Here is a 17,716-nt window from a genome sequence, read left to right as displayed (position 1 = left end):
CATTGGGTTTCTTTGGAGGAAGATTTATAAGTATTCAGAAAAGATATACTTCCAAAAATAATATTCCTGCAGCTGTAGAATATAGTGAATATACAGATGGGTATTGGTGGTCAGGAGTTCTAGAACAAGTAGAAAACATAACTATAGATCCTATAACGGGGTATTATTTAGCAACATTTGAAGGAAATCTTTATAAGCAATAACGAAACAACATTACTTCTTATAGTATTTATCCTAGTTCAAATACCGGTATATTCATTGGTATTTGATCTAATTTTATAATAAAATACTAATTATATGCTATAATTAAAATAGCAGTGAATTTAATAATAGGAGGAGTAACATGGCTAAATCCAATGATATAGGTTTAATGGATAGAGATAATTTGTTAGAAATATTTGCATATCTGAATGAACGGTTAAAAGAAAATCAATTACAGCTTGAGATGACAGTTTATGGTGGTTCTATTATGAATAGGAGAGGATTTAGGTTATGATTGGGAATAAATGCTTAAAGGATTTGTTTGAGTATCAAGATGAAGATACAAGTATAAATCAATTGTTAGAATTGTTAAAATCTAAAGATATGAAATTTATAAATAGCTTATATAATCCGGTTGATTTAGATGATTGTGATGATGAAGAAATAAAATATATAACCAAAGTGTCAGCTTTAATAGATTATTGTTTGCAATTACTTGATATGGAGGTTCCGCAATGGTTAAGAGATGAAAGGTTAATGTTTGAAAAACCTTATTATCATTCAAAAAGAATAAATGATTTTGAAAAAGTGAAATTACAATATACCAATCCTTCTCCATTTAAGGCGAGAAATGTTTATTTTGATTTGAATGGTATTGAAAGAATTTAAGTTAATTTTCATATTGTCTTGTTTTTCCTTATATAATATATTATCGGTTCAAATAAGGAGGCAAGATAATGAGTACATATGGTGCATTTGTAGTATTTGTAATAGGACTGTTGATGATCATAAAGGGAGGAGATATATTCTTAAATGGCGCTATAGGGGTGGCGAAGATAACCGGCATCTCCACAGGAATAATAGGTGCAACTATAGTAAGTATAGCTACCACCTTGCCCGAACTTCTTGTATCCACCATAGCAGCATATGAGGGGTTGGAGGATATGTGTATCGGCAATGCTATAGGAACTTATATAAGCAATATAGCATTTATAATAGGAATAAGTTCAATTATAAAGCCAATAAAAATAGACGGCAATTTTAATATAAAGGGAATAATGATGATATCCTTTCTTATATTGTTTTATATATTAGCAATGGATGGAATGATTACCAAAAAGGAAGGTGCTATCTTATTTTCCTTAGTTATATTTTTTTTATGGGCAAATGCTGTGGAACATAAAAAAGATGATACTAAAAAGAATAAACTATATTTGAATAAGGAGGATACCTCTAAAAATATAGTTTTTTTTATTGTAGGCGGAATTTTAGTTGTTACAGGTTCCCATCTATTATTAGACAGTGCTGTTCAGATAGCCAATTTTTTACATACCCCTCAAAATGTGATTAGCTTGACATTTCTTGCAATAGGATCGTCATTACCTGAATTGGTTACCGCAATAACGGCTATAAGAAAAAAGGAGCAAAGCATATCAATAGGAAATATTTTAGGAGCCAATATTTACAATCTTACTATGATTTTAGGTTTATCAGCACTATTTAGTGATGATGGAATTACCATATACAGACAAACATTGACTTTGGATTTTTCAATGGCTTTGATAGTTACCTTATTGTTTGTAGGCTCTGGTATTTTTAAGAAAAAGATCAGTAGGTCAATGGGATTTTTATTGTTATTTATTTACCTCGTATTTATTTTTGCATTATTCTAGATTGTTTTCAAATTAAAGTACTTGTGCTATAATTTATAAATCCCTATTATTTGGAGGAAGCGTAAAATGTTTAAAAGTTTTTTAAAAAAACACGGAATGTCAATTTTAAAACTATTGTTTTTTATTGCAATGGCTATATTTATAGTATGGAGTATAAAACAAGAAGTTGAATCAATAGATTTTGTTCATACTATTATGATCTTAAGAAGGTTACCCATTGTAAATACTATGCTCATTTTACTGCTTGGTATCCTAGGCGTTTCATCTATAACCTATTATGATTTTCTTATAACTAAGTATTTTAATTTAGGTTTAAGACCTTCGACGATTTTTAATGTATCATTTATAGCAAGCGCAATTAACAACATATCCGGATTGGGTGGTCTTACTGGGGCATCTATTAGGACGGTATTTTTTAAAAAGGGTGATAATAAAGCTGATTATTTAGATTATAATCTGTTTTTAATTCCTGCAACATCTGTTGGGTTATCAGCATTTTCTATATTGTCATTGATCCTATATAAATACACTAAACCCATTATCAATAAATACAACTATCTGTTTTTAATACTACTTGGATTTATTATATATTTTTTCATCTATTTTTTTATAGATATTATATTTTATAGGTTTAAAAAGACGGAGATAGAGTTATTTGACGCTAAAAGATTTACTCTAAAAATAAAATTACTTCTTGCATCAATTATCCATTGTATAATATTATTTATATTGTTTTTTATGATAATAAGGCAATTTAATTCAAATATAAACCCATTACCTTGTTTGGTCGTATTTACTTTAGCGTCGATAACGGGTATTGTAAGCATGCTGCCGGGGGGATTAGGTTCCTTTGATTTTGTTGTACTTGCAGGACTACAGTATTATGGCATTGCCACTGAAAATATATTAGCTGCATTAATTTTATATAGGGTATTTTATTATATAGTCCCATTGGTTTTAAGCATAATATTTACCCTAGCTATTCAATCTCAGAGAAATGAAAGCAATATAAAAGTATTTGATGTAGAAAAACTTAAGGGATTTATAAGCAGAACATCAGGATTGACAAATTTTTTATTAAGCATCTTGGTGTTTGTCAGTGGACTTATACTCCTATTTTCAGCCCTTGTTCCCGGTATAACCGAAAGGATAAAGTTCGCCGCAAAATTGTTATCTTTTCCTATACTCCAATGGTCACGCCAATTGTCCATTTTAATAGGAGTATTTTTAATTTCTATATCCCGGGAAATAAAAATGAAAGTGAAACGCGGATATAAGGTGACATGGTGGCTGTTATTATCAGGTGCCTTATTTACCTTTATAAAGGGTTTTGATTATGAGGAGGCAATTTTTCTTACAATTGTCTTGATTTTATTGAGATTATCTAAGGATAGTTTTTATCGGAGAAGTTTACCCTTTGATTGGTTTTGGACTTTGATTTCATCTTTTGTTGTTCTAATTGGCGTTACTATATATTTGAAACTGTCACATGTAATTTTATTGGACTTCTTAAGATTACACAATTTTAAAACAATATTTTCAAATGGGTTTTCAAATTTTAAAATAAGCGGAATATTTACTTATGGGTCATTAATCATATATATAATTGTTATGGAGTTAACAAAAGAAAGAATAAAAGATGATAAAAGATATGAAGAGATAGATGTAGATAGAGTTGATAGGTTTTTGCGTGAAAATACGGGAAGTTATTTATCCCATTTAATATACCTCAAGGATAAGCATTTATATTGGGCACAGTCACAAAAGGTGCTTATTGCGTTTGAAGCAAGGCACAATGTTATAATAGCTTTGGGGGATCCCATAGGTAATGAAGAATACTTTGATGAGGCTTTGGATGAATTTCATAATTTTGTTGATGAATATGGATACAAACTGGTGTTTTATGAGGTTGGAGAAAAGTTTCTTCCCCTATATCATGAGCATGGATACTATTTCTTTAAATTAGGGGAGATGGCTTTGGTTGATTTGGAAGATTTCGATATAAAAAGTCCGAAAAGCAGAGATTTTAGAAATGTTTTGAGTAGATTTAAACGTGATGGCTATTATTTTCAAATGATTGACGGTAAAGATTTGGATGATGCTATGTATGGTGAGTTGTTTTCTATATCGGAAGAATGGTTAAAGGGAAGAAATGAAATGGGTTTTTCACTGGGATTTATGGACAGATTTTATCTGGAGCAATCGCCTATAGGATTGATACGCAATGAGGAAACTAAAGAAGTCATAGCCTTTGCCTCATTGATGCCCAAATGCGATAATAGGACTTATAGCCTCGATTTGATGAGGTTTAAAGAAGATATACCAAAAAACACCATGGAATTTTTGATTTTAAATTTAATAATTTATTTGAAGGAACAAAATTTCAAAATATTTAACTTAGGTATGGCACCATTATCAAACGTGGGAGTTGCACAAAATGCACATTTCAAAGAGCGAATGGCTCATTTGGTTTACAAATATGGGAAAGAAGTATATAGCTTCGGAGGATTAAGATCCTACAAGGAGAAATTTAATCCTACTTGGGAAAGCAGATATCTTGCTTATGATGATTTCACTTTATTCCCGTCGTCATTGCTGGAAACGAGTATGCTTATACATACTAAAAAGTGAACAAAGTAGCCTTACTTCTTATTTACTTGAAAATTTATGCCTATTAATGTAAAATGGAAACAATATTTATTATGAAAGAGGGATGTATAATGGTTCCAACCAGAGAAGAAGCGTATGATCTTTTAACAAAGTATAATCAAAGTGATAGCCTTATTAAGCATGCCCTATCCGTAGAAGCTGTGATGGGGCACTTTGCCGAACTGCTGGGGGAGGAAGATGTAGAAAAGTGGAAAATAATTGGACTTATCCATGATTTGGATTATGAGAAGTATCCGGATGAGCATTGTAAAAAGACAAAGGAAATCCTAGAGGGAGAAAATTGGCCGGAAGATTATATCAGAGCTGTAATCAGCCATGGATGGGGGATTTGTACAGATGTAGAACCCGTTGAGAGGATGGAAAAGGTTCTGTATACAATTGATGAGCTAACGGGGCTTGTGACTGCTACAGCGTTGATGCGACCAAGTAAATCCATACTGGACATGGAAGCAAAATCCGTTAAGAAAAAGTGGGGTCAAAAATCTTTCGCGGCAGGAGTTGATAGGGAGGTTATTAAGACAGGTGCGGATATGCTTGGCATGGAGCTGAACGAGATAATCTCTGAAACCATAAAGGGCATGAGAAAAGTAGCTGAAGAGATTGGACTTAAAGGAAACGTATAATAGGTAATAGGTAAGAGGTAAGAGGTAAGAGGTAATAGGTAATAGGTAAGAGGTAAGAGGTAAGAGATAATAGGTAATAGGTAAAAGATAAAAGATAAAAGATAAGAGGTAAGAGGTAAGAGGTAAAAGATAAGAGATAAAAGATAAAAGATAAGACAAAAGACAAAGATAAAAGACAAAGATAAAAGACAAAGATAAAAAATAAAGACAAAGATAAAAGATAAAAGATAAGAGATAAAAGATAAAAGATAAAAGATAAAAGACAAAAGACAAAGATAAAAAATAAAGACAAAGAAAAAAATAAAAAAGACAAAAGATAAAGACAAGGATAAGGGATAAGAATACTTTAAATTTATTCTAAATGATAATGTTTATCAATTAGAATAATGGGAATATATATAATAGTAAATAATTAAAATTGATATATATTAAAGGAGAGATTGTATGTTTAAATTACCTGAATTAAAGTATTCTTATGAAGCACTTGAGCCTTACATCGACGCAAAGACAATGGAAATACATCATACTAAACATCATCAAACTTATATTGACAACCTAAATAACGCTTTAGAAGGGCATTCAAACTTACAGAATATGAACATTGAAGAATTGATAAAATCTTTAGACGAAATTCCTGAAGATATTAAAACTGCAGTTAGAAATAATGGCGGAGGTCATTACAATCATAGCCTCTTTTGGGAATGGATGTCACCTAATGGCGGAGGAAAACCTGAAGGAGAGTTGGCAAGGAAAATAGATGAAGACCTGGGCGGTTTTGAGAAGTTTAAAGAGGATTTCAAGAAGGCTGCTCTAGGAAGATTTGGAAGTGGTTGGGCATGGCTTGTATTGGACGGTGGTAAACTCTCAATTGTATCCACTCCAAATCAAGATAACCCGATTTCAGAAGGCAAAAAGCCGTTACTAGGTATAGATGTATGGGAACATGCATATTATCTGAAGTATCAAAACAAAAGAGCAGATTATATAGATGCATTTTGGAACGTAGTAAATTGGAAAAAGGTTGAGGAAAGTTTTTAATAAATAGTTAATTAAGGCTCCGGTAGATATCGGAGCCTTTTAAGTTCATTTACAAAAATAAATTTTTATGTTAAGATTTGCATATAAATTCAAGGGGGAAGATAATTATGTCGAGCATTATGATCCAAGGGACAACCTCATCAGCAGGAAAGAGCCTTATGTCTACAGGACTTTTGAGGATTTTCAAAGAAGATGGGTATAAGGTGTTTCCCTTTAAATCACAAAATATGTCATCAAAATTCTATACAACGGAGGATGGTAAAAAGATAAGTACAGCACAAGCTCTGCAAGCTATGGCTGCCGGACTAAAACCTCATCAGGATATGAATCCTATATTGCTTATACCAAAATCCAATGATGGGTCAATGGTTGTTATAGACGGCGAAGAAACCGAAAACATGGCTGCAAGAGAATATTTTAGGTATAGAATTGCTCTTAGGGAAATGATTGAAAAAAAATATAAAAAGATTGAAGCTGAAAATGATATAGTTGTCATAGAGGGTGCGGGAAGCCCTGCTGAAATCAATTTAAAAGAAAATGATATTGTAAATATGGGTATGGCTAAAATAGCTAATTCGCCTGTACTCCTAGTTACTGATATTGATAGGGGAGGAGCATTTGCAGCATTGTATGGCACTGTAATGCTATTGGAACCTGATGAACGAGTAAGAATCAAGGGCATGATTATAAACAAATTCAGGGGGGATAAAAGCCTTTTAGATTCGGGAATTAAAATGATAGAAGAACTTCTAAATATACCTGTAGTAGGCGTAATACCATATATTGATCTCGAATTAGTAGATGAGGATTCTTTAATTGATAGGGATAAAAGATGCAATACCGAGAAGCAATCCGATGAGGAAATAGAGGAAGAGCTGAATAAACTGGCTAAAGCAATGAGGGATAATTTGGATATGGATTATATATATGAAATTATGGATTTAAAAAATGACTAATTTAATCATTGCGGTAATAATAGACTTTCTAATTGGAGATCCCTATAGTTTCCCTCATCCTGTCAAGCTTATGGGCAAGATAATTGAACTGGAAGAAAAATTTATAAGAAAATACTTTAAATCTAAAAAAAAGCTTAAAATAGCAGGACTGTTTATTGTAATTATAAATATATCCTTAGGATTTTTCCCTATACATCTTATCTTAAATATCATAAAAACTAATAAAATACTCTATAATCTAGTGAGTATATATTTGATATATACTTGTATTGCAGCAAAAAATTTAATGGATGAGGCAAATAAAGTCCTAAAAAAGCTTGATATTAGTGTTGAAAAAGCCAGAGTACAGCTATCGTATATTGTCGGAAGAGATACTCAAAACTTAAACAGAGATGAAATAATCAAGGCCACAATTGAGACTGTAGCGGAAAATACCTCTGATGGTGTAATAGCGCCTTATTTTTATATTATGTTGTTTGGCGTGCCGGGAGGCTTTGTATATAAATTTGTCAATACTATGGATTCAATGTTGGGTTATAAAAATGATAAATATATGGATTTAGGATTTTTTCCTGCAAAGGCAGATGATCTCTTTAACTTAATTCCTTCAAGACTTACTGCTGTTTTAATGAACATCAGTTCCCTTGGTAGATTTAATACGAAAAAGGGATTTAAAATTCTAATAAGAGACAGAAGAAACCATAAAAGTCCAAACAGTGGGTATCCGGAAAGTGCTGTTGCCGGACTATTGGGGATACAATTGGGGGGTAGCAGTTATTATCATGGAGTTTTAGTTGAAAAACCCACCATTGGAGATAAAGATGTCGATATAGATAAAACCCATATATCAAATACCATAGAAATAATGTATAGGACTTTAATAGCTTTTTTGTTGCTATATTTTTTACTGTTGTATATTTTTTTAAATTATGTTAGCATATAAATAGTAATTTAATAAAGATTTTAGGTTTTTTTAAAGGGAAATGGGTTAAAATCCCATGCAGCCCCCGCTACTGTAAATGATGACAAAATCAGCTAATACCACTGGAACAATCCGGGAAGGTACTGAGAGTAGGAAGATTCATAAGCCAGGAGACCTGCCTAAAATAATATTAGAAGTAGCCTTCGGAGGGAAGGATAGTCTTATATTATATGTGATTTACTCCCTACCGGTACAGGTTAGGGATTTTATATTTTAAAGACTCCCTCGACGTATCAAAACTTTGATGGAGTTTTTTTGATTTAAATTGATTTGAAAGGTGAACAAATGAAAAAATTATATGGAATAGGAACAGGTCCCGGAGATCCTGAACTTTTAACATTAAAGGCAGTCAGAATTATAGAAGGTGCAGGTGTAATCTTTGCACCAAACAATAAAGGAAGCAATATGGCGGTTGACACTGCAAGAGAGTTCATTGGAAATACTAAACTTATATTAATTGATTTTCCAATGGGACATGTTACAAAAGAGGATTATTCAAAAGGCGCAGAAATCATTTCAAAAGAAATTCCGGACGAAGAATATGGGGTGTTTTTGACTATAGGTGATTCCATGATATACAGTACATTTATTTATATAATGGAGGAATTAAGACTTAAGTCAATAGATATAGAAATTGTACCGGGAATACCATCCTTTGTAGCAGCAGCTTGCGCAAGTAAGACTCCCTTAACTTTAAAAGGAGAAAGCTTATTGATATGTGATGAACTCGAAGATGAACTATTGAAATCTGTGAATTCGATAGCAATCTTAAAGACATTAAAAGATAATGAGAACTTGCTGGATATTCTGGAAGAAAATAAATATGAGTATAAATATATTAAAAAAGCCACTTTGAAGGATCAAGAGATATTAACCGATAAGGAGAATATATTAAATGAGAAAGACTACATATCCCTGATACTTGCCAGAAAAACAAATCAGGGGGTTAAATATGAGGGATAGAAAAACAAAAATTTACATATTGTTGATTTTACTTTTAACCTTGATAGTTACTGCTTGCAATCCAAAAACTCAATTGACTGAAAACACATCTTCAACAGGGGATGAATATGGAATCAAAGTTACGGACGATTATGTAGAATTTGTTGACGGCAGGGGTGAATCAATAAGTATAAAAAAGAACCCCAAGAGAGTTGTTGTTTTATTCTCTTCTTTTATAGATATATGGACAAGAAATGGCGGAGAACTCGTTGGAATGGTAGAGGATGATGCTAAGGATATTTCAGAGATAGAAGGCGTTGAGATAGTTGGTAAATTTGGCTCTGTAAGCTTAGAAAAGGTATTGGCACTAGAGCCTGATTTAGTTATATTAAGCTCAAATTCAAAGGCACAAAAGGAGTTACGGCAAGGACGTCGCAATCTGCACTGGGTGAGATGCTTAAAGATTTAAATACAATAAACATAGCAGATAATGCAAATAATTTGCTGGATGATAAAAACTTTAGTTTGGAAAAAATAATTGAAGAAGAGAAGGCGGGGAAAATTAATCCCCTGTCACTCTGCTATTTCCCATATTTGGATAGTTCTTCAAACAAGCCGACTTCATCTAGCGCTTGCTGAAGTAAGACCGCAGTCAGATCATTTTTTCTGCACCTTTAAAGGCGGACAAATAAACGAACGATATGTCCGGGAAATGTGCTAACAATAAGCATTAAAGTCAGAGATTGTACTTATTTTATACCACATAAAAAGTTTTAAGGAGATATGATATGGAACATGGAGGAGACTTGCTTACCTACGAAAATCAATTTGGAGGCAAGCTTATAGATTTTAGCAGCAATATAAATCCTTTGGGACCTCCTGAGGGACTGGATAAATATTTAATGAAGAAATTTGAAACCTTAAGGGCATACCCTGATATTCAATATCGAAAATCGAAAAAATCAATATCAACATATTTAAAATGCAATGAAGAGAATATTTTGGTAGGCAACGGAGCAGTAGAAATCATAGACGATTTTATGATAATGGCACATAGGGTGATAGTATGCACTCCAAGTTTTTCAGAATATGAACAAAGAGCAAAAGTACATGGTAAAGATGTTGTAAGAGTGCCATATAAAAAGGATTTTACCTTGGATGTAAAGGCTATAGAAGATATATTGACCAAGGGGGATTTATTATTGCTAGGCAATCCCAACAATCCAACCGGGCTGAGAATAAAGGAAAATGAGCTGATTGCTCTATACAAATTGGTCTTAAAAAAAGGAGGCTATCTACTGCTGGATGAGGCATTTTATGAGTTTTGTCCGCATGATTACGATAGTATAGAGATATTTAAAAAATTTAACTATGAAGAAGTAGGAATAATCAGAGCCGCAACCAAATTTTTTGCATTACCGGGGTTAAGGCTGGGATATGGATGCGCTTCAAGCCATAAGGCTCAGGAAATAAGAAAGATATCCTTACCTTGGAGCATTAATTCTTTTGCTGATGCAGCCGGTCAATATATTTTTAAAGACCTGGAATATATCGAAGAAAGCAAAAAATATATTGATAAAGAAAGAATTTATCTGCAGGATGAATTATCAAAGATACCCGGAATCTTGCCAAAGAAGACGGATGCCAATTTTATATTGCTTGAATTGGTAAAGTGGAATGAAGAATATGTTTTTAACAATCTATTAAAACAAGGAATTTTAGTTAGAAAATGCAATTCCTTTATAGATTTACCCAGTAATTATATAAGAGTTGCGATTAAATCAAGAAAGGATAACGAAATGCTTATTAAAGCTTTAAAGGCAATTACTATTCACAGTTAAAGGAAAAGATTTATCCAACCTTAGTGTGCTTCAGAGGAGATATTGTGAATTGCAAATGTACATAACAGAAAGGGGATTTGAAAACTTATGAATAAAGGGATAATAGTAACAAGTTTTGGGACAACTTATAAGGATACCAGAAAATTGTGTATAGAATCAATTGAAAACAGAATAAAGGAAGAGTACCCGGATTGTCTTGTTTTGCGAGCTTTTACATCCAGAGTAGTAATATCTAGGCTTAAAGAAAGGGATGGCATAGAAGTCGATAATCCTACAGAAGCAATGATGAGATTAGTAAGCCAAGGAATAAGATACATCTATATACAGCCTTTGCTTATGATAGAAGGTATTGAGTACGAAAAACTTTTAAGGGAAGCAAGGGATTTTATAAAAAACAATCCTGGTGTAATAATTAACATTGGAAAGCCTTTATTGTCCACAGAAAAGGATTGTGAACGATTGACTTCAGGGCTGGATTTGTCAGAAGGAATAGAAGCTAAAGTATTTATGGGGCATGGGTCTGAGCATAAAGCAGATATATCCTATGAGTATTTGGAGAAAATTATAAAAGCAAAGGGCTATAAAAATATTTTCATAGGCACCGTTGAAGGTGAAAAAAACATTGATGACATTGTAGCTGAATTGAAGGATAGATCTATAGATAAGGTAGAATTAAGACCTTTAATGCTTGTGGCAGGAGATCATGCTACAAATGACATGAGTTCAGAGGATGAAAGCTCATGGAAAAACATTTTAGCTAAAAATAACATAGAGACGCAGGTGGAATTAAAAGGACTTGGAGAAATCAAATCTATTCAGGATATGTTTCTTGGACATTTGAGGGACATAATGAGATGAAAGGATTAATGATAACGGCACCAAATAGTAATTCGGGCAAGACCTTAATCTCCATGGGAATTATAAGGGCGCTGAAAAAGAGGAATATTGATGTTTCGGCTTTTAAATCCGGACCGGACTTTATAGATAGAAAATATATAAAAATTGCATCAGGAAAAAATGCTGGTAATTTGGATATTCATTTAATGGGAAAAGAAGGGCTCAAGGAATCTTTATCAATTATCGGCGGTGATTTTGCAATTATAGAAGGCGCTATGGGATATTTTGATGGGATATCAAATACTTATGAAAATTCGTCTTATGATATATCAGCAAATTTAGACTTACCTGCTATCTTAGTTTATGTACCTAAAGGAGAGATGTTCTCAGCTGTTCCCAAAATAAAGGGGATGGTGGACTTTTCCAAACATAGAATTAAAGGAGTTATATTAAACAAAACAGGGGAACACATCTACAGGATGTTAAAAGAAAAGATTGAGGAATATGTAGGCATCCCTGTTTTGGGATATTTGCCTGTTGATGACAGCTTATTTATTGACAACAGGCATTTAGGGCTCATTCAACCTGATGAAAATAAGCGGTCAGAAGATATAATTGAAAGGGCCGCAGATTTAGTTGAAAAGCATATAGAGCTGGATAAAATCATTGATATTGCAGCTGAAATAGATATAAAGAGATTTGAAAGTCCACTCAAAATGAATATAAAAGTGGCAGTTGCCTATGATGAAGCTTTTAATTTTTATTATGAAGAAAACATAAAGCTTTTAGAAGAAATATGCTCCATAGAATACTTTTCACCTATTAAGGGCAAAGAACTTCCGAAGGCTGATTTAGTATACATCGGGGGAGGATATCCGGAACTATATAAGGAAGAATTGTCATCAAATCATGAAATGATGGATTCAATAAGGGCTTATGTGGGAAATATGGGTCACCTCTATGCTGAAGGCGGAGGGCTTATGTATTTGTCAGATATGATTGAAGAATATCCTATGTGTGGGATTATAAAGGGCAGGGCATATATGACTGAAAGGCTGCAAAATTTCGGATATGTGAATATAGAATTGTCTAAGGATACTATATTAGGCAAAAAGGGGTTTAAATTGACAGGTCAGGAGTTTCATCGCTCAATATTGGAGACAAATGAGGAGGAGGTTTTTAATATTTCAAAGCCAATATCCAAAAGAAAATGGGGATCTGGATATAGTTATAAAAATGCTTTGGGAGTATATCAGCATATTAATTTTTTAGGAAATAAGGAAGCTTTAGAATACCTGCTTCAAAAAGCTTATAAAGGTAAGGAGAAAAAACAATGTATATAAAAAATCCTATGGATATTGAAAATAAAAGTATGGATATTATCGATGAGGTAATGGTGGACACTCATTTTTCTCAAGAAGAAAAAATTGTTGCTAAAAGAATGATACACACAACAGGCGACTTTGATTATAGAAATATAATTGCCTTCAATAATGATTTCATCTCGGAGGCAAAAAAATCAATAATTGCCGGTGCAAAGATATTCACAGATACAAAGATGGCTTATATGGGCATAAACAAAATTGCATTATCCAAGACAAATTGTGAATTAAAATGTTTTATAGATGATGACAGGGTTTTTAAGATGTCTAAGGAGCTAAAAACCACTCGTTCAGCCTGTGCTGTGGATTTGGCAGTAGAGGAAGGGATAGATATATTTGTTATCGGAAATGCACCGACAGCATTGTATCGTGTGCTTGAACTTGTTAAGGAAGGGAAATTAAAACCTAAATTTGTTGTAGGAGTACCGGTTGGATTTGTAGGAGCCAAAGAGTCAAAAGAATACTTAAGGCAGTTTGATATACCTTCTGTATCAACAGTGGGAACTAAGGGCGGGAGCAATGTTGCCGCTTCTATTATGAATGCTCTGCTCTATATGGTTGTTGGCAGATAAGGAGAGATTTAGTTGTCTGAATTGGATTTATATATTATAAAAGAAGGAAAAAGTTTAAGGTGCGGTTACACTACAGGAAGTTGTGCTGCCGGAGCGGCAAAGGCAGCTGCTGTTATGTTGGAAACCGGGAAGATAATCGACTATATAGAAATAGATACCCCTGCAAATATTAGATTGAAGCTGGAAGTTCATAATCCCATTATTAAGAATGATTGCGCTTCTTGTGCTGTCATCAAGGATGCGGGAGATGATCCTGACAATACAGATGGTATTGAAATTTATGCTGAAGTGAAAAAAAGAGATGACGGCAAAATAGTCATTGATGGAGGAAAGGGAATTGGAAGGATTACCAGAAAGGGCTTGTTTGGAGAAATAGGCGATGCGGCAATTAATCCTGTACCTAGAGAGATGATTGAAAAAGAGGTAAATGAAGTAAATAGTAATGGATATGATATCTTGATATATGCTCCTCAAGGAGAATCAATAGGAAAGAAAACTTTCAATTCAAATATAGGAATCGAAGGGGGAATCTCTATCATAGGCACCAAGGGAATAGTATATCCCATGAGCGAAGATGCATTGCTGAAGACAATCTATATGGAAGTGGATATGTTAGAGCAAAAATATGGACTGGATCACATAGTTTTGGTTCCCGGAAATTATGGTGAAAAGATGTCTGAAGAACTGGGAATCAATGAACCAAGGGTTAAGATATCCAATTATATCGGAGACAGCCTTTTGTATTGCTATAATAGGGGATTTAAGTCTATCACTCTTATTGGGCATATAGGTAAGTTTGCTAAACTTTCAATTGGGGTTTTCAATACTCATAGCAGGGTATGCGATGGAAGGATGGAAGCTTTTATATACTATTTAGCATTGATGAGTGCACCAATTTCTTTATTGGAAAAGGTAAACGGAGCAATAACCGCAGAGGAAGGGCTGAACATCTGTATAGAAGAAGGATACGGTCAAGTGCTGAAACATATGGAACGAGGTGCGGAAGAAAGAATAAGAAGATACTTAAAGGATGAAAGTGTAAATGTAAAGGTAATCATCTATTCCATGGAAAGAGGTGTAAATATATGCTGACTGTAGCCGGAGCAGGACCGGGGAATCCTAAATATTTAACGGTGGAAGTTCTTGACAGAATCAAAAATGCTAAATCTGTATTAGTTTTTGGAAGGATTGGAAATTCTATTTCATCGTTGCGTAAGGATTGCATAATAGTAAATAAAGTTGATGAAATAATTGAATATACAAAAGAAAATGAAGATGTACTTCTTTTGGCATCAGGAGACCCCAATTTTTATGGAATAGTAGACTATTTAAAACGAAATGGAGTATATATAGAAGAAGTACTGCCGGGATTATCCTCATTTCAATACCTAATGGCAAAACTTAAGAAGCCTTGGCAGGATGCAGGTTTTCTTTCACTTCATGGAAGAGGTGGAAATTTAAATGAAATAAAGGACAATAAACTTACAATAATGCTAATTGACAAGGAAAAGAATGCTTCCTATATATCTCGTGAATTGTTTGGAATAGGTATAAGAGGATATATGTATATAGGATATAATCTGTCCTATGAGGATGAAAAAATAGTTAAAATAAAAATTGGAGAAGTGCCGGAGGATTATTCTTCACTTGGGGTGGTGGTGATTGAAAATGAAATGGATTAAAGATGAAGATTTTATCAGAGGGAATATTCCCATGACTAAATTCAATATTAGAACATTGACTATTGGACATTTGGGGATAGAAAAGGGAGATAGACTTTTGGATATTGGTGCAGGTACAGGATCTATTTCTATAGAATCCGCATTGCAGGGGGCTTTGGTGTGGGCAATAGAAAGAGAGGATGAAGGTATCCGATTGATAAATGCCAATAAGGATAAGTTTAATGTAAATATTCATGTAATAAAGGGACAAGCACCTGAAGATTTAGCCGCTATATCATTTAATAAATGTTTTATTGGAGGCAGTGGGGGAAAACTTGAAGGCATCTTTGCCTATCTGGAAAATAATTTGGAGAATAATGGAGTTGTGTGCGGCAATTTTATTACGTTAAATAATTTAAACGAAACTTTAAATTTACTTAAAAGGTACAAATACAAAGAGATAGAAACTCATCTTATACAAAGTGCATATATGGATAGAGGCGGACTTATGAAGGGACAAAACCCTATCTCCATTGTGAAAGGAGTGAAAACAGATGATTAGTTTTGTAGGTGCCGGACCGGGGAATGTGGATTTAATAACTGTAAAAGGCAGAGCATTGCTTGAAAAAGCCGATGTAGTTATTTATGCAGGAAGCTTGGTATCAGAGGAACATTTACAATTTTGCAAGGAAGATTGTATTTTTTATAATAGCGCTTCGATGACATTGGAAGAAGTAATTGAGATAATGGAAACTTCAATTGATAAGGGTAAAAATGTAGTAAGACTTCATACAGGGGACCCGACTATATATGGTGCAATAAGGGAACAGATGGATGTTCTTAAGTCCAAAGGAATAGCATATGAGGTAATTCCGGGAGTAAGTTCTTTTACTGCAGCTTGTGCATCGATAAAAAAAGAATTTACTCTTCCCAATATAAGCCAAACAGTCATACTTACAAGAATAGAAGGAAGGACTTCAGTACCGGAAGGAGAGGATTTGGAAAGTTTGGCAAAACATAAAGCTTCTATGGCAATATTTTTATCTATTCAGGAAATTGATAAGGTGGTTGAAAAACTGGCTAAAGGTTATGGAAACTATGATGTCCCTGTTGCAGTGGTGTATAAGGCGACTTGGGAAGATGAAGAGATAATATTCGGTACTCTCAAAGATATTGCCTGTAAAATAAAGGCAAAAGGAATCAATAAGATGGCACAAATACTTGTAGGAGATTTTCTGGAAGGAGATTATGAAAGATCAAAACTCTATGATCCTAAATTCACACACAAATTTAGAGAGGGAAGCCAATGAAATTAGCATGTTTTTCATTTACTGAAAAAGGTTACAAAATAGGTGAAGCCATATCAAAGCTGTCAAATGAAAACAATTATGAAATCCACCATTATCCAAGTTCTAAAATTCCGGAGGGAGTTAATAACTTATTGAAAAGAATTTGGTCAGAGTATGAAGGATTTATTTTTATATCGGCGGTTGGGATAGCGGTGAGGATGATAAACCCGTTTATAAAGCATAAAACAATAGATCCGGCTGTTATAGTCATAGATGATTTAGGCAAATATTCCATATCTTTGCTTTCAGGGCATCTGGGAGGAGCAAATGAAATTGCTCAATGGATAGGAGAGAAGCTAGGAGCTATGCCCATAATTACAACGGCTTCCGATAATAGGGGTATAGATTCCATAGATATGTTTGCAAAACGGAACAATTATTTTATTGAGAATATGAATTCTACAACCAAACTTACATCGATGATGGTAAACGGAAAAAAAATAGGATTATACACTGAAGACGGTGAAATTATTAAATATGATAATTTGGTTTTGGTTCAAAGCTTAGAGAATGTAAATTTAAATATTGATGGACTTATAATAGTTTCATCTAAGCTTAATATATCTGCAATAGAAGTTCCTTATATTGTGCTGAGACCTAAGAATATAAATATAGGGATTGGATGCAGGAAAGGCATAGAAGCCAATATGATAATAAATGCTATTAAATCAGCCCTGAATGAAATTGAGATTTCCCTTGAGAGCATTAAAGCAATCGGTACTGTGGAAGTAAAGAAGGATGAAGCCGGGATCATAGAAGCAGCGAAATACTTTAACTGCTCATTAAAGATATTTACAATCGATGAGATAAAAAATATAGAGAATAATTTTGCACAGTCCCAATTTGTAAAAAATACCATAGGTGTGTATTCAGTGGCAGAGCCTTCAGCATATTTGCTTGGAGGTAAATTGATAAAACATAAATCAATATATAATGGAATTACCATAGCGGTATCGAGATCAATTCACAATTAAAAGAAAAGTGAAGAA

At 33.4% G+C, this 17,716-nt stretch carries 21 protein-coding genes and 1 riboswitch; all 21 genes read left to right on the top strand.

What is annotated here, in order from left to right; genetic code table 11:
- Positions 1 to 2 precede the first annotated feature (2 nt).
- The 21 genes from H8707_RS14855 (at position 3) to cbiG (ending at position 17,701) form a co-directional block, all read left to right on the top strand.
- Complete coding sequence (locus H8707_RS14855; protein ID WP_262430936.1) at positions 3 to 203, top strand: hypothetical protein; 201 nt, start codon at positions 3 to 5, stop codon at positions 201 to 203.
- Between the two features lie 140 nt (positions 204 to 343).
- Positions 344 to 496: a hypothetical protein gene (locus tag H8707_RS14850; RefSeq protein WP_262430935.1), complete on the top strand. Its 153-nt coding sequence runs from the start codon at positions 344 to 346 to the stop codon at positions 494 to 496.
- Entirely contained in the window at positions 493 to 870 is a 378-nt protein-coding gene (locus tag H8707_RS14845) for a hypothetical protein (RefSeq protein ID WP_262430934.1), read from the top strand. The genes H8707_RS14850 and H8707_RS14845 overlap by 4 nt, the downstream gene beginning before the upstream one ends.
- Before the next feature lie 68 nt (positions 871 to 938).
- Entirely contained in the window at positions 939 to 1,874 is a 936-nt protein-coding gene (locus tag H8707_RS14840) for a calcium/sodium antiporter (protein ID WP_262430933.1), read from the top strand.
- A gap of 66 nt (positions 1,875 to 1,940) precedes the next feature.
- Positions 1,941 to 4,505 (top strand): bifunctional lysylphosphatidylglycerol flippase/synthetase MprF, encoded by a 2,565-nt coding sequence (gene mprF / locus H8707_RS14835; RefSeq protein ID WP_262430932.1) that lies wholly within the window; start codon positions 1,941 to 1,943, stop codon positions 4,503 to 4,505.
- Between the two features lie 53 nt (positions 4,506 to 4,558).
- Positions 4,559 to 5,167 (top strand): HDIG domain-containing metalloprotein, encoded by a 609-nt coding sequence (locus H8707_RS14830; RefSeq protein ID WP_262430931.1) that lies wholly within the window; start codon positions 4,559 to 4,561, stop codon positions 5,165 to 5,167.
- A 444-nt stretch (positions 5,168 to 5,611) separates the two neighbouring features.
- Positions 5,612 to 6,205 (top strand): superoxide dismutase, encoded by a 594-nt coding sequence (locus H8707_RS14825; protein WP_262430930.1) that lies wholly within the window; start codon positions 5,612 to 5,614, stop codon positions 6,203 to 6,205.
- A 107-nt stretch (positions 6,206 to 6,312) separates the two neighbouring features.
- Complete coding sequence (locus H8707_RS14820; RefSeq protein WP_262430929.1) at positions 6,313 to 7,161, top strand: cobyric acid synthase; 849 nt, start codon at positions 6,313 to 6,315, stop codon at positions 7,159 to 7,161.
- On the top strand, positions 7,154 to 8,104 hold the full coding sequence (gene cbiB, locus H8707_RS14815) for an adenosylcobinamide-phosphate synthase CbiB (protein ID WP_262430928.1): 951 nt from the start codon (positions 7,154 to 7,156) through the stop codon (positions 8,102 to 8,104). Before H8707_RS14820 ends, cbiB begins: the two co-directional genes overlap by 8 nt.
- A 5-nt stretch (positions 8,105 to 8,109) precedes the next feature.
- Positions 8,110 to 8,280: riboswitch (cobalamin riboswitch) on the top strand.
- A 148-nt stretch (positions 8,281 to 8,428) separates the two neighbouring features.
- A complete protein-coding gene (locus H8707_RS14810) occupies positions 8,429 to 9,106 on the top strand; it encodes a precorrin-2 C(20)-methyltransferase (protein ID WP_262430927.1) in 678 nt (225 codons plus the stop codon).
- Positions 9,096 to 9,554 (top strand): ABC transporter substrate-binding protein, encoded by a 459-nt coding sequence (locus tag H8707_RS14805; RefSeq protein WP_262430926.1) that lies wholly within the window; start codon positions 9,096 to 9,098, stop codon positions 9,552 to 9,554. The genes H8707_RS14810 and H8707_RS14805 overlap by 11 nt, the downstream gene beginning before the upstream one ends.
- A complete protein-coding gene (locus tag H8707_RS14800; RefSeq protein ID WP_262430925.1) occupies positions 9,539 to 9,724 on the top strand; it encodes a hypothetical protein in 186 nt (61 codons plus the stop codon). Before H8707_RS14805 ends, H8707_RS14800 begins: the two co-directional genes overlap by 16 nt.
- Before the next feature lie 149 nt (positions 9,725 to 9,873).
- Positions 9,874 to 10,926, top strand: coding sequence for a pyridoxal phosphate-dependent aminotransferase (locus tag H8707_RS14795; RefSeq protein WP_262430924.1), 1,053 nt, complete (start codon positions 9,874 to 9,876; stop codon positions 10,924 to 10,926).
- Between the two features lie 87 nt (positions 10,927 to 11,013).
- Positions 11,014 to 11,784, top strand: coding sequence for a sirohydrochlorin cobaltochelatase (locus H8707_RS14790; protein ID WP_262430923.1), 771 nt, complete (start codon positions 11,014 to 11,016; stop codon positions 11,782 to 11,784).
- Complete coding sequence (locus tag H8707_RS14785; RefSeq protein ID WP_262430922.1) at positions 11,781 to 13,106, top strand: cobyrinate a,c-diamide synthase; 1,326 nt, start codon at positions 11,781 to 11,783, stop codon at positions 13,104 to 13,106. The genes H8707_RS14790 and H8707_RS14785 overlap by 4 nt, the downstream gene beginning before the upstream one ends.
- Complete coding sequence (locus H8707_RS14780) at positions 13,097 to 13,717, top strand: precorrin-8X methylmutase (RefSeq protein ID WP_262430921.1); 621 nt, start codon at positions 13,097 to 13,099, stop codon at positions 13,715 to 13,717. The genes H8707_RS14785 and H8707_RS14780 overlap by 10 nt, the downstream gene beginning before the upstream one ends.
- A gap of 12 nt (positions 13,718 to 13,729) precedes the next feature.
- Complete coding sequence (gene cbiD / locus H8707_RS14775; protein ID WP_262430920.1) at positions 13,730 to 14,809, top strand: cobalt-precorrin-5B (C(1))-methyltransferase CbiD; 1,080 nt, start codon at positions 13,730 to 13,732, stop codon at positions 14,807 to 14,809.
- Entirely contained in the window at positions 14,803 to 15,399 is a 597-nt protein-coding gene (cbiE, locus tag H8707_RS14770; RefSeq protein WP_262430919.1) for a precorrin-6y C5,15-methyltransferase (decarboxylating) subunit CbiE, read from the top strand. The genes cbiD and cbiE overlap by 7 nt, the downstream gene beginning before the upstream one ends.
- Positions 15,386 to 15,940, top strand: a complete 555-nt coding sequence (cbiT, locus tag H8707_RS14765; protein ID WP_262430918.1) for a precorrin-6Y C5,15-methyltransferase (decarboxylating) subunit CbiT — start codon at positions 15,386 to 15,388, stop codon at positions 15,938 to 15,940. Before cbiE ends, cbiT begins: the two co-directional genes overlap by 14 nt.
- A complete protein-coding gene (gene cobM / locus H8707_RS14760) occupies positions 15,933 to 16,688 on the top strand; it encodes a precorrin-4 C(11)-methyltransferase (protein WP_262430917.1) in 756 nt (251 codons plus the stop codon). Before cbiT ends, cobM begins: the two co-directional genes overlap by 8 nt.
- On the top strand, positions 16,685 to 17,701 hold the full coding sequence (gene cbiG / locus H8707_RS14755) for a cobalt-precorrin 5A hydrolase (protein ID WP_262430916.1): 1,017 nt from the start codon (positions 16,685 to 16,687) through the stop codon (positions 17,699 to 17,701). Before cobM ends, cbiG begins: the two co-directional genes overlap by 4 nt.
- The last annotated feature ends 15 nt before the right edge of the window (positions 17,702 to 17,716 follow it).

Origin of the sequence: Paratissierella segnis (genome assembly GCF_014385195.1) — a bacterium.
Taxonomy (GTDB): Bacteria; Bacillota; Clostridia; order Tissierellales; family Tissierellaceae; genus Paratissierella; species Paratissierella segnis.
Note: the sequence above shows the minus strand (reverse complement) of the source record. Positions and strands in the feature narration are given on the sequence as shown.

What these genes read in the sequence shown, in the direction of transcription:
- H8707_RS14840 (WP_262430933.1), top strand. Translation starts at nt 939, where the DNA reads ATGAGTACATATGGTGCATTTGTAGTATTTGTAATAGGACTGTTGATG.
- cbiB (WP_262430928.1), top strand. Translation starts at nt 7,154, where the DNA reads ATGACTAATTTAATCATTGCGGTAATAATAGACTTTCTAATTGGAGAT.
- mprF (WP_262430932.1), top strand. Translation starts at nt 1,941, where the DNA reads ATGTTTAAAAGTTTTTTAAAAAAACACGGAATGTCAATTTTAAAACTA.
- H8707_RS14805 (WP_262430926.1), top strand. Translation starts at nt 9,096, where the DNA reads ATGAGGGATAGAAAAACAAAAATTTACATATTGTTGATTTTACTTTTA.
- cobM (WP_262430917.1), top strand. Translation starts at nt 15,933, where the DNA reads ATGATTAGTTTTGTAGGTGCCGGACCGGGGAATGTGGATTTAATAACT.
- H8707_RS14800 (WP_262430925.1), top strand. Translation starts at nt 9,539, where the DNA reads ATGCTTAAAGATTTAAATACAATAAACATAGCAGATAATGCAAATAAT.
- H8707_RS14830 (WP_262430931.1), top strand. Translation starts at nt 4,559, where the DNA reads ATGGAAACAATATTTATTATGAAAGAGGGATGTATAATGGTTCCAACC.
- H8707_RS14790 (WP_262430923.1), top strand. Translation starts at nt 11,014, where the DNA reads ATGAATAAAGGGATAATAGTAACAAGTTTTGGGACAACTTATAAGGAT.
- H8707_RS14850 (WP_262430935.1), top strand. Translation starts at nt 344, where the DNA reads ATGGCTAAATCCAATGATATAGGTTTAATGGATAGAGATAATTTGTTA.
- cbiT (WP_262430918.1), top strand. Translation starts at nt 15,386, where the DNA reads ATGAAATGGATTAAAGATGAAGATTTTATCAGAGGGAATATTCCCATG.
- H8707_RS14845 (WP_262430934.1), top strand. Translation starts at nt 493, where the DNA reads ATGATTGGGAATAAATGCTTAAAGGATTTGTTTGAGTATCAAGATGAA.
- H8707_RS14825 (WP_262430930.1), top strand. Translation starts at nt 5,612, where the DNA reads ATGTTTAAATTACCTGAATTAAAGTATTCTTATGAAGCACTTGAGCCT.
- H8707_RS14810 (WP_262430927.1), top strand. Translation starts at nt 8,429, where the DNA reads ATGAAAAAATTATATGGAATAGGAACAGGTCCCGGAGATCCTGAACTT.
- H8707_RS14795 (WP_262430924.1), top strand. Translation starts at nt 9,874, where the DNA reads ATGGAACATGGAGGAGACTTGCTTACCTACGAAAATCAATTTGGAGGC.
- H8707_RS14785 (WP_262430922.1), top strand. Translation starts at nt 11,781, where the DNA reads ATGAAAGGATTAATGATAACGGCACCAAATAGTAATTCGGGCAAGACC.
- cbiG (WP_262430916.1), top strand. Translation starts at nt 16,685, where the DNA reads ATGAAATTAGCATGTTTTTCATTTACTGAAAAAGGTTACAAAATAGGT.
- H8707_RS14780 (WP_262430921.1), top strand. Translation starts at nt 13,097, where the DNA reads ATGTATATAAAAAATCCTATGGATATTGAAAATAAAAGTATGGATATT.
- cbiE (WP_262430919.1), top strand. Translation starts at nt 14,803, where the DNA reads ATGCTGACTGTAGCCGGAGCAGGACCGGGGAATCCTAAATATTTAACG.
- H8707_RS14820 (WP_262430929.1), top strand. Translation starts at nt 6,313, where the DNA reads ATGTCGAGCATTATGATCCAAGGGACAACCTCATCAGCAGGAAAGAGC.